At 33.3% G+C, this 14,656-nt stretch carries 14 protein-coding genes and 1 pseudogene; 5 read left to right on the top strand and 10 right to left on the bottom strand.

Annotation, left to right across the window (positions count from 1 at the left end; genetic code table 11):
• Positions 1-4,230, bottom strand: a pseudogene (locus tag Q361_RS02585) (hypothetical protein); the annotation flags it as partial.
• Between the two features lie 158 nt (positions 4,231-4,388).
• Here Q361_RS02585 and folE point away from each other — a divergent pair.
• From folE to lgt, 4 genes are read left to right on the top strand one after another with little or no spacing between them, the layout of a single operon-like run.
• A complete protein-coding gene (gene folE / locus Q361_RS02580; RefSeq protein ID WP_103725141.1) occupies positions 4,389-5,060 on the top strand; it encodes a GTP cyclohydrolase I FolE in 672 nt (223 codons plus the stop codon).
• Between the two features lie 17 nt (positions 5,061-5,077).
• Positions 5,078-6,559, top strand: coding sequence for a cysteine--tRNA ligase (gene cysS, locus Q361_RS02575; RefSeq protein WP_103725140.1), 1,482 nt, complete (start codon positions 5,078-5,080; stop codon positions 6,557-6,559).
• 13 nt (positions 6,560-6,572) lie between these two features.
• Complete coding sequence (yidD, locus tag Q361_RS02570) at positions 6,573-6,824, top strand: membrane protein insertion efficiency factor YidD (RefSeq protein WP_103725139.1); 252 nt, start codon at positions 6,573-6,575, stop codon at positions 6,822-6,824.
• A gap of 11 nt (positions 6,825-6,835) precedes the next feature.
• Complete coding sequence (lgt, locus tag Q361_RS02565; RefSeq protein ID WP_103725138.1) at positions 6,836-7,753, top strand: prolipoprotein diacylglyceryl transferase; 918 nt, start codon at positions 6,836-6,838, stop codon at positions 7,751-7,753.
• 80 nt (positions 7,754-7,833) lie between these two features.
• On the opposite strand, the gene Q361_RS02560 is transcribed toward lgt, so the two are convergent.
• The 9 genes from Q361_RS02560 to Q361_RS02520 form a co-directional block, all read right to left on the bottom strand.
• Positions 7,834-8,691: a TerC family protein gene (locus Q361_RS02560; protein WP_169929248.1), complete on the bottom strand. Its 858-nt coding sequence runs from the start codon at positions 8,689-8,691 to the stop codon at positions 7,834-7,836.
• A gap of 29 nt (positions 8,692-8,720) precedes the next feature.
• A complete protein-coding gene (locus tag Q361_RS02555; RefSeq protein ID WP_103725136.1) occupies positions 8,721-9,101 on the bottom strand; it encodes a DNA topoisomerase IV in 381 nt (126 codons plus the stop codon).
• Positions 9,102-9,107: 6 nt separating this feature from the next.
• Positions 9,108-9,788 carry a hypothetical protein gene (locus Q361_RS02550; RefSeq protein ID WP_103725135.1) on the bottom strand — a complete coding sequence of 227 codons (681 nt, stop codon included), beginning with the start codon at positions 9,786-9,788 and terminating at the stop codon, positions 9,108-9,110.
• 8 nt (positions 9,789-9,796) lie between these two features.
• Positions 9,797-10,372, bottom strand: coding sequence for a DUF1572 family protein (locus Q361_RS02545; RefSeq protein WP_103725134.1), 576 nt, complete (start codon positions 10,370-10,372; stop codon positions 9,797-9,799).
• Positions 10,359-10,586, bottom strand: a complete 228-nt coding sequence (locus Q361_RS02540; RefSeq protein WP_103725159.1) for a DUF6095 family protein — start codon at positions 10,584-10,586, stop codon at positions 10,359-10,361. The genes Q361_RS02545 and Q361_RS02540 overlap by 14 nt, the downstream gene beginning before the upstream one ends.
• A 17-nt stretch (positions 10,587-10,603) precedes the next feature.
• Positions 10,604-11,059 carry a hypothetical protein gene (locus Q361_RS02535; RefSeq protein ID WP_103725133.1) on the bottom strand — a complete coding sequence of 152 codons (456 nt, stop codon included), beginning with the start codon at positions 11,057-11,059 and terminating at the stop codon, positions 10,604-10,606.
• 2 nt (positions 11,060-11,061) lie between these two features.
• The gene (gene murQ, locus Q361_RS02530; protein ID WP_103725158.1) at positions 11,062-11,883 is read right to left on the bottom strand and encodes an N-acetylmuramic acid 6-phosphate etherase; all 822 of its coding nucleotides are present in this window, start codon (positions 11,881-11,883) and stop codon (positions 11,062-11,064) included.
• A 108-nt stretch (positions 11,884-11,991) separates the two neighbouring features.
• Positions 11,992-12,681, bottom strand: coding sequence for a ZIP family metal transporter (locus tag Q361_RS02525; RefSeq protein ID WP_103725132.1), 690 nt, complete (start codon positions 12,679-12,681; stop codon positions 11,992-11,994).
• A complete protein-coding gene (locus tag Q361_RS02520) occupies positions 12,682-13,422 on the bottom strand; it encodes an SAM-dependent methyltransferase (protein WP_245874595.1) in 741 nt (246 codons plus the stop codon). It abuts the gene before it with no gap.
• A gap of 75 nt (positions 13,423-13,497) precedes the next feature.
• Between Q361_RS02520 and Q361_RS02515 the strand changes: the two genes are divergently transcribed.
• Complete coding sequence (locus Q361_RS02515) at positions 13,498-14,655, top strand: THUMP domain-containing class I SAM-dependent RNA methyltransferase (protein WP_103725130.1); 1,158 nt, start codon at positions 13,498-13,500, stop codon at positions 14,653-14,655.
• Position 14,656: the final 1 nt, after the last annotated feature.

The following is a 14,656-nucleotide window of genomic DNA, read 5'->3' as shown; positions in this document are numbered from 1 at the left end:
AGTATTTGAAGGGGTTATCGCATTAGTTTCTGCATCAGCATCGGCTTGGCTGTTGTAATACGTTACTGTTAGTCCAGAAGCACCATTGGTTATAGTGCTATCATTTAACGGTAAGTTAAAAATAGCTTGGTTGCTCGAACCATTACTACACATTGTCATAGGACTCGGTGTTACAATTACCGGTAATGGATAGATTGTAACCGTTACAGGTGTTGCATTACTACTACAACCTGTAGTAGTATTAGTAGCTACCACAGTATAAGTACCAGCAACAGAAGTAGTAAATGTACTTACGTTACCTGGGTCTGAAGCTCCAGCAGGATATGTCCATACATAATTGTAAGTGCCAGCAGGGCTAACTGTAGTTGATACTGTAGCATTATTTCCAATACATACTCCTGCGCTTGAGGTGGTAACTTGAGGTTTTTGGTCTACAACCAGTTGTAATGTGGTCGTAGCGTAACAACCTGTAGTGTTATCAACCACTCTAATATAAACAGTTTGTGAGTTTGCAATATTGTTTGAATAACTATTTGGTAGTACAGGTGTACCTGCATCGGCTGCTGGTTGAGTAGCGTGGTAAGTTACGGTATAGTTGGTGTTACCTCCCGTAATTTCTGCATCTTTCGTACTTAATGTAAAGGTAGCATAGCCATCTGTATTGTCATCACACACATGGTAGGCTGTAGGGGTGATTGGCGTTGGTGGATTAGGTATGTTTATAGTTACTAAACTATTAGTATCTGAGCATGGAGCACCTGGTGTAATTGTATATTGGAAAATACTTGTTGTTGCTCCAGTAGGTATAAAGGTTCCAGAAGAAGCATTAAATGTTCCGCCAGTTCCTGATATTTGTGTCCAAACACCTCCTGTATCTTCTCCTGATATATAATTAGCTAAAGTTAATGTATTTGTATCTGTAGTACAAGATTGATGTGTAGAACCTGTTCCTGCTGTAGGCTGATGACTAATGTCTACAGTAGCAATACTAGTGTCTCCCGCACAAATAGCTGTACTAGGTAATGAATATTCAAAAGTGCTATTAGTAGCACCTACTGCAGGTGTAAATGTAGCAGCAACACTATCAAAAAGGCCTCCTGTTCCACTAGTTCTTATCCATGTTCCTCCAGAATCTTCACCTACTATTAAGTTATATAAATTGATAGCAGTTGTGGAAGTATCGCATATACTTAAAGTACCATCAAATCCAGCATTAGGAGGAGTAGAGATAACTACTACAATTTCTTGATAAGGTCTACAAGTACCGTCAGCAGGTATAGGGTTTGCAATAGCATAGATATAATAGGTGCCAACAGAATTTGGTAAAGAACCTACACTACCAAGTACAGGTGGATCGTATGAAGCAAGAGTTGCTGCATCTGGTGTTGCATACCCCAATGGTATACCGCCAGTGTACATAGAACTACCTGATTGAGGTGAGGTAAAATATACATAAGAAATAGCGTCTGTACCTGTAAAAGTTGTATTTACAGATAAAGGATTCATATCACTACCTAAGCATAAGTTTTGTGTAGAAGAAGGGTTTGTAATTGTAGGGCATGATGCCGCATTACATGTTAATGAAGCAGAAGCAAAACAATCACTACCACTTGATATAGGAGTTACAGTTATTGTAATAGAAGTACTTGTGTTTATACCAGAAGAAAAAGTGTAAGAAGTTATAGAACTATCTACAAATCCAACATTTACAGGAGGTTCAATGTTCTTTTGATAAGAAATATTATATCCAATAGCGTTTGGTACAGAGTTCCAATTGAATGCTATTGAAGAGGGGGTATTAGTACCACAACTTATAGTTGGAACTTGACTTGGAATTAATTGTAACTGAAATTGTTTTATCAAAATACAACCAGTATCAAATTCAAATCTCACAAATATAGTTTCATTACCGTTGCTAAAATAATTTGAAGTGTTAGTGATATGAGGATTTTGGGGGTCTGAATATAACTCTGCTTCATTATATGTGTGATGAAAAGTAGTTGTCACTGTATATCCTGCAGCTAAAACACTTTGTAAAGAACTTTGTATTACTGTATTTAAATTAAAATAGGGATTATTTACACATTGTACAAGGTTTTGAGGCTGATTAACTTCAACAATATTTATGTGATAATCTTTACTTATTACTTTTTGAACGCCACAAACAGTATATGTCGATACAGCAGTATATGTTGTTGGTGTTGTTGGAGATATAGTAATGTTAGGATTATTACCTAATGATGTAGTACCTTGAAACCATTGAAAGGTATTTGGGACAGTTACACCTGTAGGGGTAAAACGCCAACCTTCATTAAACGCAGACCATTGAGAATCATCCCCATCTCTTCCTGGTGCTGCTAATGCTTGCGATCCAGATTGGTTAATAATCCCTATCAATCCTGTGCCATTCCAAGCTGATGTACAAGGAACTCTACGTTCAACAAAAACCTCAATAATATTTGAAATTTCATATAATATAATTTGAGAAGTTTGCAATCCAACGGATTGATTACACTGCCATTGTCCCATGTGATAAAAATTAACAATTAATTTTCTACATGGGTATGTTCCTTCAATTTTATAACTTACAGATCTATCTGGAGGAGAGGCAGCTGGGGATGAAGTTCTAAAATCTGTATCTTGAAATACTCCAAATATTGCATTTTTCTGATTAAATGTAGTATTACCATTATTTAGCCCCACATTAGTATCAGGCCAATCACAAAAACTACCGAGTGTATGAGGATTAAATGAAATTAAACCATTTGTACCGATAGAGCAACTGGTATAATTATTACCCCAAAAACAAAATTGAAAAGGTAAGTTTACAACTTCAGACCATTGATCGTCTGCATTAGGAACGTTTATTTGAGTAAAACCACCCGACGGGTCTGGAAAAACTCTAGGGCAATAAGGAATAGAAGATACTGAATATGTTGTTGTTGCTTTTATCTGGGGGATTGTAGCAGATATATTCATTTCACATCCTAAAATATTTGTTGAGGTTGATGTTGCAATATTTAGATTAGGTATTGAAGGAATAAAATTAGCACATCCGTTGGCTACTACTTTTACTTCAATTGTTATATTGTTGTAAGAACGACTACAACCAGTTGAATTTGAAGTAATTAAATTAAAACTGAAAGTAGTGTCGTTTTGTAGTGGTGGTGTAGTAAATATTCCTGTTCCTGTGGCACCAATATTTCCCGTGTAGTTTTGCCCTACTGCCATTATTGTAACAACGCTATTTGGTGTTCCATTCATTGTTATATTTGCTGTATTTCCTGGACAAATGGTTTGAACTATATTGACAATACTTAAATTAGGTAATGGATTAACTTTAATTAAACCAGTTAAAAAAAGTCCAGCGCAAGGTTCATCTACTACAGATACAGTGTAATTATAGTCTGTTTGAGAAGTAATTGAAACGTTTGGAGTTCCAGAAATTGTAATTATATTGTTTGCAATAGAATAGGTTACACCTGTAGGTAATCCAGTAACACTTATACCACTAACAGCACCAGAATAGCTATATAAAATAGAATTTATAGCTTGACCTGTACAAACTGTTTGATTACTATTATTACTAATTAAATTCATACTACAAGTATACACACTCAAATCGTCTATAGCAAAGTCGTTTCCTACTAAGTTTGTGTTAGAATTCCAAAGTTTAATATAAACCGTTGTATTGGTTGCAGTAAAAGAGTATGTAACTTTTTGCCAACCTGCATTAGGCAATGGAGCTAGTGCATTACCCGAAGCTAGGGTTACAGCAGTTGCATTATCTATTTGAACATTAATATTAGCCGAAGTAGCAGCATCTGTTACAGTATTTGAAACAGATTTTATCCAATAAGAAAACTTGTATGTAGAACCTGGTTGTAATCCTGAAACGCCAGAACCTAAATTTCCAGCTTCCCAAAAATACTGTTGTCCAGCAACACTATTACCATCTATTACCAACATATTACCACTTCCAGTAGTATGGTCTGTACCCGAAATAAAATTGGAAGTGTTTAAAGGTTGCGGGTTAGTAGTAATAGCATAATTTCCAGCAGTAGTGGTTCCAGAAAATGGAGGGATTAATTGAGTATAGCCAACTCCAGTAACAGCAAAACCTGTACCTACGCCACCATTTTCAAAATTACCATTGGAAAGGAAATTTTGTGCAAAACAAATATGCAAATAAATAAAAGCAAAAAAAGATAAAACTATTTTTTTTCTCATCACATGATAAACTTTAAGGTGCGAAATATAGTAATTTTTAAGAAATAATTAAGTTAAAAATATAAATTTTTGAATTTTTGACAAAACACAAATTCATACCATTTTAATATTTATCTTTGCAGTTATTCGTATTTCTAAAAACCATATTTCATAGATACATGATAAATAACGACGATTTTAATGACGAAATAGGTAACAATCATATTGCTACCAATGAAGAAACACCTTTAAGAGGAGATGCTTTTGAAAAATCTGATGAAGAGAAAATAGAACTCATAAAAAAAGATGTTGAAAACATTTTAAATACCTTAGGATTAGACCTTACAGACGATAGCTTAAAAGGAACTCCAAATAGAGTTGCAAAAATGTTTGTAAAAGATATTTTTGGAGGTTTAAATCCAGAAAAGAAGCCAAGTTCTTCTACATTTGATAATAAATATAAGTACAACGAAATGTTGGTAGAAAAAAACATTACAGTTTATTCTACTTGTGAACATCATTTACTGCCTATTATTGGTAGGGCTCATGTAGCTTATATTTCCAATGGTACTGTGGTTGGATTATCAAAAATGAATAGAATTGTAGATTATTATGCAAAAAGACCTCAGGTGCAAGAACGTCTTACTATACAAATAGTTAGAGAATTGCAACGTGTACTTAATACAAATGATGTGGCTTGTATTATTGATGCAAAGCATTTGTGCGTAAATTCTAGAGGAATTAAAGACATAGAGAGCAGTACTGTAACAGCAGAATTTGGCGGAAAATTTAAAGATGAAAACGTACGCAAAGAGTTTTTACAGTATGTGCAATTAGAAACTTCATTCTAATAATCAATTTTATTTTTATGGAACTTTATCAATCGCAAGAATTAAAAATATACAATACTCTTACTTCCGAAAAATCAACTTTTAAACCCATTCATGCAGGTCATATTGGTATGTATGTATGCGGGCCTACAGTATATAGCAATGTGCATTTAGGTAACGTAAGAACTTTTATGAGTTTTGATGTTATCTATAGATACCTTATTCATTTAGGATATAAAGTAAGATATGTGCGCAATATTACAGATGCTGGGCACTTAACCGATGATGGAGATGTAGATAATGATCGTTTTGTAAAACAATCACGTCTTGAAAAATTGGAACCAATGGAAATTGTTCAAAAATATACGGTCGATTTTCATAAGGTTTTAGATACCTTTAATTTTTTACCACCTACTATAGAGCCTACAGCTACAGGGCACATACTCGAACAAATAGAACTTACTCAAAAATTAATCGATTTGGGTTTTGCTTATGTAAGTAATGGTTCTGTTTATTTTGATGTTTTTGCCTACAATAGTAAAGGAATGAATTATGGGGCGCTAAGCAACAGAAATATTGAAGAACTATTTGCTAATACTCGTGATTTAGATGGGCAAAATGAGAAAAAAAATCCACAAGACTTTGCACTATGGAAAAATGCATCTCCTGCACATATAATGCGTTGGAATTCTCCTTGGGGAGAAGGATTTCCTGGTTGGCATTTAGAGTGTACTGCTATGAGCACTAAATATTTAGGCGAAACTTTTGATATTCACGGTGGAGGAATGGATTTAAAATTTCCACATCACGAATGCGAAGTTGCACAAGGTAAAGCCTGCAATGGAACTGCTCCTGTAAACTATTGGATGCATACCAATATGCTTACTATGAATGGTTTAAGAATGAGTAAATCTACAGGCAATTACATTTTGCCAATGGAATTAATTACTGGAGAAAATTCGTTTTTTGAAAAAGCTTTTGAACCCAACGTAGTTCGTTTTTGTTTTTTACAAGCCCATTACCGCAGTGTGTTAGATATTTCTAATGATGCAATGGTATCGAGTGAAAAAGGCTATACTAGACTTATGGAAGCCTATAAGTTACTGCCTATGTTAAAAAGTAGTGCGACTTCTTCTTTAGATATTAATGCTTGGGTGCAAAGTTGTTATGATGCAATGAACGACGATTTTAATACACCTATACTTATTGCTCAATTATTTGAAGGAATTCGGTATATAAATTTAGTGAATGATGCTAAAGAAACTCTCACAAGCGAGGACATCGAAAAAATAAACAACACGCTTTCAATATTTTTATTTGATGTTTTAGGCATATCAAATCAAAATGGTTCAAGTTCTTCTACTGAAAAATTAACAGGAGTAGTTGAAATGCTAATACAAATGCGTAAAGAAGCAAGAACCAATAAAAATTGGGCACTTTCTGATGAAATACGTGACAAGCTATTAGCTTTGGGAATTGTAATTAAAGACGGTAAAGACGGCACTACTTTTAGTATATAATAACGTTAATACATTGAATTTTAAAAATATATTAATATACCCATTTGTATTACTTATAAAGTTTTACAAAGCAGGAATTTCCCCATTTACTCCCGCAACATGTAGGTATTATCCAACTTGTTCAAGTTATTTTATAGAAGCCTTGCAAAAGCATGGACTTTTTTGTGGTATGTACTACGGAATAAAAAGAATTTTAAGTTGTAATCCATGGGGAGGTAGCGGATATAATCCTGTACCCGAAAAAAATTGTTTACATAAACATTAAAAAATTAAACTATGATCTGGAATCCATCAGAAGGAATAAATTTAGGTTTTTTTACCATTCATTACTACAGCCTTATGTTTGTAGTGGCTTTTTCATTGGGCTGGTATATTATGAAACACATATTTATTAGAGAAAATCAATCGTTAGAAAAATTGGACACATTGTTTGTGTGGACTGTTCTAGCCACGCTTGTAGGAGCACGTTTAGGGCATGTATTTTTTTATCAACGAGAATTACTAAGCCAAGATTTTTTAAGTGTATTTCTACCATTTCGTACCAAGCCTCATTTTGAATTTACAGGTTTTCAAGGTCTTGCAAGTCATGGTGCTGCTATAGCTATTATTGCAACCATGTATTTTTATAGTAAAAAAGTGATACAAAAACCTATATTATGGGTATTAGACCGTGTAGTAATACCTGTGGCTAGTGGTGCTATTTTTGTAAGAATAGGTAATTTTTTCAACTCAGAGATATACGGACATATTACCCATAAAAGTTCATTTCTCGCTACCAAATTTGTACGTGAAGATGAGTTTTGGCAAAGCCACGATTTAAAAGGATTAACAAATATAAATGATACACAAAAGGCATTTGAAGCTTTAACTACAAACCCTAAATTTGCACCAATTGTAGAGCAAATTCCTTACCGATTTCCTGCTCAATTGTATGAGTCGCTAAGTTATATATTTGTTTTTGCAATATTATTTTATTTGTATTGGAAAACAAATGCGAGAGAAAAACAAGGGTTTCTTTTTGGACTCTTTTTAGTATTACTTTGGACAGTACGTTTTCTTGTAGAATTTGTAAAAGAAAGTCAAGGTGGCGATATAGAAAAATGGTTTGACGGTTTATTTACTACTGGACAATGGTTGAGTATTCCTTTTATTATTATCGGATTTTACTTTGTATTGAAGGCAAAAAAAGAGTAATTTATCAAAATTTAGATATAAAAAAATACCCAAAGTTAAAATCTACTTTGGGTATTTTTTATTCCATTTATAGACAAAAACTATTTAGTATCAAAGTCTTCATCTAGTTCTTTACTATCGTGTAATTGAACTGGTTTGCTGTTTTTTCTCATTCGGATATTCAAGAACTCTACAAACAAAGAGAAGAATATAGAAAAATACAAATATCCTTTTGGTATTGTGCCTACTTCCATATCGTTGCCAAATTTAAAATGTGCTAAATGCGAACCTTCAGCAAGAAGCATTACCCCAATTAGAATTAAAAATGAAAGGCCTAAAATTTGGATAGTAGGGTGGTTATTTACAAATTTACTTACAGGTCCAGCAAATGCCATCATGATAGCAATAGAAATGATAATAGATAAGATCATAATAAGAATGGCTCCTTCGTAACCAAAACCACCTTCTGCAGGCGATTTCATACTAATAAGTCCTACAGCTGTTAATATACTATCAAAAGAGAAAACCAAATTTAAAAGAGCAATTTGGATAACAGTAGCAGTAAGTGTATTTCCTGCTTTTGGTTTTGGAGATGATTCTTCTTCTCCCTCCATTTTATGGTGAATTTCGGAAACAGATTTATATAACAAAAATAATCCTCCACCAAAAATTATTAAACTTTGCCCTGTTACCCCAGCGTTAAAAAATCCCCAATCTATATGAAAAAGCACTTCTTGAAGGCTTAGTACCCAAGTAATTCCAAATAATAAAACTACGCGAAATGCCATAGCAAGTAGCAAACCTATACGTCTAGCTTTTGGTTGTTCGTGTTCGGGCAATTTTCCTGATACAATAGATAAAAATACAATATTATCTATCCCTAAGATAATTTCTAAAAAAGTTAAAGTTAAAAGTGCTACCCAAGCATTTGGATTGGAAATTAATTCGATCATTTGTATATAATTTGTTAAAGTTATTTAAACGTAATTTATTTAACTTTTGTTACAAAACCAATGTTTTTTTTCGATTCTCCAACAAACGAGTACTCAAAAGTGTAGCCTTTGTTATTGGTAGTGAGTATCTTAATGGCAATTGCTTTTTTATCTTCACGGCTTTTTGGTTTTATTTTTTGGAGTATAAATTCGCAATCATTTACCCAACGTACATGGGCACTATCGGTTTTTCCTTGATAGGTTTCAATTTGTTTGTTGGCAGTTCGTGTAAATGTAGATGTTTCATTTTTTCCATTTATTTTTTGAGTAAATTCAAAAGTACCTTCTTTGTATTTTTTGCAATCACATTCTTGCTCGTAACAAGATATTAATAACAATTGTATTGAAAGTAGAACTAAATATAATATTTTTTTCATGAACAATTATTTAGCATTTTTTACAAGTTCTGCAGAGGCTTTAATAATTTTTTCTATACCATCTGTCATAGTGTTAATAGGAGAGTTTAGTTCTAAACCATTTTCATTTGTTAAATCATTTCTGCTCCAATGAAAAGCATCAACTAATTCTTTTAATTCAAATTCATCTTTTTTACTTAAATAAATATACAATCTTCCAAATCTTAAATCATGCCTAGTATTATATAGAGAAGTCATTTCTTTATAGAATATAAATGAAAATCTAGATAGATAATATATTAATCCTCCAAATAAACCACCAATGGAAAGTAATTTTAGCACCTGAAGGGTAAAAGTATATGCATTTATTTCATTTTTTTCTTTTGTATAAGTAAAGTAATCACATTTTTCATAAAGTACTTCATAAATATAGTGCTCAATATAGTCTTTGAATATTAAATAGAATAAGAATAATAATATCAATATAATAGTTAATAACACAGAAACTATAGTATATCTTTTCAATACATTTGCTCTTTTAGTTAATTTTTCTTGAGCTTTTTCTACAAAAACTTCAGTAACAGAATAAATTAAAGATTTTTCTTTTAAAAATGAGTTTGCATCATTTTTTTTTAGCATTTCATCTAGAACTTCATTTCTTTTATTTAGTTCGTTACTTATATCCTCCCATATATTTTTATTTGACATGATATTATTTATTTAAGTTTTTTAATTTCGTCATCTGTAAAATTTTTAATGGTTTTTTCTTGCGAAAATTTATTGTTATTGTAATCTCCTGATTTGTTTTTGGGTATCGATAAACTATCCCAGGGTGTATTTTTAAGCATCTTGGCGTAAAACACCATTTGACCTATATGGTATGGATAATGTGCCAATTGACGATTTATAGCTTCTAGTATTGTGTGCCCCTCGTTTCTTATATAGATAATGGTTTCTAACTGGTTTTGTTGTAAATTATTTAAGGTATTAAAAAAACAATTCCAACCTACATTCCAAGAATTCCAAACTTCTTCGGGGTTTGTGAGTATCGTTTCAAACTCAGCATCGCGATTTCGCCATTCTTTTTCGCCATCTGTTGTAAAAATATCTGTCCAACGGGATACCATATTTCCCGATAAATGCTGTACTATAACAGCTATTGAGTTTGTATCATTGTTTACAGCAATAAATAATTGCTCGGGAGCTAATTGTTGCATTGCTTTTTCGCCAAGCGTTTTATAATACAAAAACTGTTTGCGAACACTCTCTAAATAAGTGCTATTTATCTCCATCGAACAATGATTTTATAATTGTTTGTAAACCTTTGAATGCCAAAAATACAGATGCAATACAGATACTGCAAGCAATTACCAATACTAGATAATGCCAATTGGTATGCTTGTTCATTAGGGCATTGTAAAATAAGCTTGGACCTATAAACATAAGTGGTAGCGCCGCAAATAGGTGTTTAACTCCCTTAGAAAGGAGGTCTTTGTTTGTAGACATAATTATTAAAATTTTGGCTAAAATTGAATTGCTACGCCAAGTCCATTTCGATTGTTAATAATTTCTATTTTATCAATAGTGAAGCTGGTTTTTTTATCTAAAGTGTTGTATTCGTTTATGGAGGTTTTTATTTTTTTTAAATAACCTATTTTTATAGGAATTGAGGCAACAAATAGCGCTCCGCCTATAAAAGTTACTGCCGACGGATATTGAACATCAGAATTTAAAGCAGTAACTAAATCCGCAGTTATTAGTCCTAATCCTCCAATCATTAATATATTTCCAGCTGTTTTTTTTGTTCGTCCAGAATTGTACATTTCTAGTAGTTGGGGTTGCGATGCAAGAATTGTTCTTACTTCTTCGGTAGATATTGTTTTACCTTGCTTTACTATACTTCCATTACTTTTAACAATTAGGTTTTGGGAAAAAACATTCGCAGTAATTAGTAATGTTACGAATACTAGTGATTTCATAATTATTTGGTTTTAAAATTAGTTATTGCATTGCGCACACTGCCGTATTGTAGTAAAAGTTGTTGGGCAGTTTGATAGTCTACAGCGATTTCTTCTATAATCATTCGGGTACCTCGATCGACAAGTTTATCGTTGCTAAGTTGCATATCGATCATTTTGTTTCCTTTTACTCTGCCTAGTTTTATCATCGTTGTGGTAGAAATCATATTCAACACAAGTTTTTGTGCTGTTCCTGCTTTCATACGGCTACTACCTGTAACAAACTCAGGGCCAACAACAACCTCTATTGGATACTGTGCTACTAGCGCCAAAGGACTTCCTTGATTGCAAGTAATGCAGCCTGTAGTAATATTGTTTTGATTGCATTTTTCTAAACCTCCAAGCACATAAGGTGTTGTACCAGAAGCAGCTATACCAATAACCACATCGTTAGCATTGATGTTGTGTACTTGTAAATCGAGCCATGCTTGTTGGGTGTTGTCTTCGGCATTTTCTACTGCTTTTCTAATGGCATCGTCACCTCCGGCTATAATTCCGTTTACCCAATTGGCAGGTACGCCAAATGTTGGTGGGCATTCTGAAGCGTCTACAATACCCAATCTACCCGAAGTACCTGCGCCAATATAAAATAGGCGACCACCGAGTTTCATTTTTTCTACAATTGTATCGACTAATTTTTCTATTTGAGGGATTGCTTGCTCTACAGCAAGTGGTACTGTTTTATCTTCGTTGTTGATGTTATGAAGTAATTCTGAAACCGACATTTGCTCTAGATTGTTGTAATGAGAGTTTTGTTCGGTAGTTTTTGTGAATTTTTCTTGCATGGTATTGTTGTTTATTGCACTTTGCGTGAGGGATAGAGGCGGTATCCTTTTTTGAGGCACGAAAAAAAGATAAAGCCGAAAGCCCGACCCAAAGGGGCACGCCCAAATTTACAAAAAATAAGCTAAGGCGACTCCTAGTATTATCATTGAAATTTTGGCGATATTAAATTTATGTCCTTCGCTACTTTCAAAAATGATTGTTGATGATATGTGAAATAATATACCTATTACTACAGCCGATAGTTGGGTTTGATACTGTGCTAGTTGCGGAATATGTGTGGCTGCCCATGTGCCAAGCGGTGTCATAAAAGCAAAAGCTAGCATAAATACAAACAGTATGTTTTTTTGGAGTTTTGCTTGCAAAAAGAATGTAGTGAGTATGATAGAAATAGGCAAGTGGTGTATGGCAATTCCCCATGCAAGCTGATGGTGATGACTTACAGGAAAGCCTTCGAGTAGCGCATGAATACACAAACTAACAAACAGTAGCCAAGGCATGGCGTTGATTTTATCGTGTGCGTGTACATGACCGTGTTCTGCTCCTTTGGAAAAAAATTCTAAAACAATTTGAAATAAAATACCAATCATGATAAAAAGGCCTACAGAAGTTTGCTCGTTATCTAGATGTTCTTCATGATGGTGGTATATTTCGGGCAATAAATGAAAAACGGTTATGGACAATAAAAAAGAGCCACTAAACGCCATTAATAGTTTTAGATTGCTTTTGTTTTGTGGTTGTAGCCACAGTGCAATGCCAAAACCTACTAATACAGAAAAAAGAGGTAAAAAGTAGTTCATTTATTTAAAAATCATAATGAGACGTTCACTTTCTGTAGTATGGTATTTTTGTAATTTATAATTGCCAAAAATATCGAGCAAATACATACCGTTTTGTTCTATCATTTGGGTAAAATCGTTGAGTGTAAGGGCTTGTACTTTTTCGGTAAAATGATACGATTTTCCTTGGTCTTCAAATTTTATTTCTTTGTAAATATAGCCTTCTTTTTCGTATCGCGATATATGAAAATCGATGTTGTTTATGCTTTTTATTTCGTGAGCAATCAAATGATTTAAAACATACGGAACATTCATAAAATCGAGTACCGCAAAGCCATATTCATTAATACTATCTTTTATAGCAGCAATTGTTTTGTAATTATCTTGATTGTTTTCAAAATAGCCAAAGCTCGTAAACAAATTAAAAACAGCATCAAATGTTACGCCTAGAGGTTCACGCATATCGTGTACGGCAAATTGTAAAGTATCGTTGGCAAACTGTTGGGCGTATGTAATATTGTTTTCAGATAAATCTACACCAGTTACACGGTATCCAAGTGAATTGAGATATAAGGCGTGTCTTCCTTTACCGCAAGCCAAATCGAGTACAGTTGCATTTTCGGGCAAATTAAGGTACTCTGTTAAATTGTCTATAAGTAGTTGTGCTTCTTGATTGTTTCTATGTTGGTAAAGTATGTGGTAATAGGGAGAATCAAACCAAGATTCAAACCAATTTTGCGATGTATGTTGGGAGTTTTCCAAGTTATTAAATTTTATGATGCAAATTTAGTGTATTTTTGCGCCAAATCACTACTGATTTTTTTGAAATACAAAAGCATGGAAAATTTTAAAATGATAGCAAAAACCTTTTTTGGTTTTGAAGAAATATTAGCCCAAGAGTTAAGAACACTAGGAGCGCAAGAGGTTGAAGTAGGTACAAGAGCAGTATTATTTAAGGGCGATAAAGGATTTATGTATAAAGCCAATTTAGCCTTGCGTACTGCCTTAAAAATTTTGAAACCTATTTATTATTTTAGAGTTTTTAACGAGCAAAGTTTATACAAAGGCATACAAGGTATTGATTGGAGTAAGTACATTCATGAAAATCAAACTTTTGTAATTGATACCACAGTACATTCTGACCATTTTAAACATTCGCAGTTTGTAGCACAAAAGACCAAAGATGCTATTGTAGATCAATTTAGAGCCAAAACAGGGCAACGCCCAAGTGTAGAAAAAGATTTTCCCGATTTAAGAATTAATATTCATATAGATCGAGATCAATGTACGGTATCATTGGATACTTCTGGCGCATCGTTACACCATAGAGGTTATAGAACAGCAACCAATATTGCGCCTATAAACGAGGTATTGGCAGCAGGTATGTTATTGTTGTCTGGTTGGGACGGAAAGTCGGACTTTTTAGATCCTATGTGTGGTTCGGGGACTTTGCTTATTGAAGCCGCAATGATTGCCTGCAATATACCCGCTAATATAAACCGAAAAGAGTTTGCCTTTGAAAAATGGAATGATTGGGATAACGATTTGTTTGATACAGTGATAGATAGTTTAATGAAACGTGTAAAAGAATTTCATTATTCAATAAAAGGCTATGATAAAGCTCCAAGTGCTGTTAAAAAAACAGAAGATAATATTATCAATGCAAATTTAGAAGAATATATAACAGTAGAACGTCAAAATTTCTTTGAGACCGAAAAAAATAACTCAGGGCCGTTACATATTGTATTTAATCCGCCTTATGGAGAACGATTGGACATAGAAATGGAAATGTTTTACAAAAATATTGGCGATACACTCAAAAAAAATTATCCGAATACGAATGCTTGGTTTATTACTGCCAATTTGGAAGCCTTAAAATTTGTAGGACTTAAACCTTCTCGTAAAATAAAATTGTTTAACGGTAGCTTAGAAGCTCGTTTGGTAAAATACGAAATGTATGCAGGCAGTAAACGAACTAAGTTTCAAAAAGAGTAAT

The organism is Flavobacterium croceum DSM 17960 (assembly GCF_002917885.1).
In the GTDB taxonomy this organism is placed as follows: Bacteria; Bacteroidota; Bacteroidia; order Flavobacteriales; family Flavobacteriaceae; genus Flavobacterium; species Flavobacterium croceum.
The sequence above is the reverse complement of the archived record's forward strand: the minus strand, read 5'-3'. Positions and strand labels throughout refer to the sequence as shown.

Coding starts and splice junctions, on each gene's coding strand:
- folE (WP_103725141.1), top strand. CDS start 4,389: ATGATAAATAACGACGATTTTAATGACGAAATAGGTAACAATCATATT.
- cysS (WP_103725140.1), top strand. CDS start 5,078: ATGGAACTTTATCAATCGCAAGAATTAAAAATATACAATACTCTTACT.
- lgt (WP_103725138.1), top strand. CDS start 6,836: ATGATCTGGAATCCATCAGAAGGAATAAATTTAGGTTTTTTTACCATT.
- Q361_RS02555 (WP_103725136.1), bottom strand. CDS start 9,101: ATGAAAAAAATATTATATTTAGTTCTACTTTCAATACAATTGTTATTA.
- Q361_RS02550 (WP_103725135.1), bottom strand. CDS start 9,788: ATGTCAAATAAAAATATATGGGAGGATATAAGTAACGAACTAAATAAA.
- Q361_RS02545 (WP_103725134.1), bottom strand. CDS start 10,372: ATGGAGATAAATAGCACTTATTTAGAGAGTGTTCGCAAACAGTTTTTG.
- Q361_RS02540 (WP_103725159.1), bottom strand. CDS start 10,586: ATGTCTACAAACAAAGACCTCCTTTCTAAGGGAGTTAAACACCTATTT.
- Q361_RS02535 (WP_103725133.1), bottom strand. CDS start 11,059: ATGAAATCACTAGTATTCGTAACATTACTAATTACTGCGAATGTTTTT.
- murQ (WP_103725158.1), bottom strand. CDS start 11,883: ATGCAAGAAAAATTCACAAAAACTACCGAACAAAACTCTCATTACAAC.
- Q361_RS02525 (WP_103725132.1), bottom strand. CDS start 12,681: ATGAACTACTTTTTACCTCTTTTTTCTGTATTAGTAGGTTTTGGCATT.
- Q361_RS02515 (WP_103725130.1), top strand. CDS start 13,498: ATGGAAAATTTTAAAATGATAGCAAAAACCTTTTTTGGTTTTGAAGAA.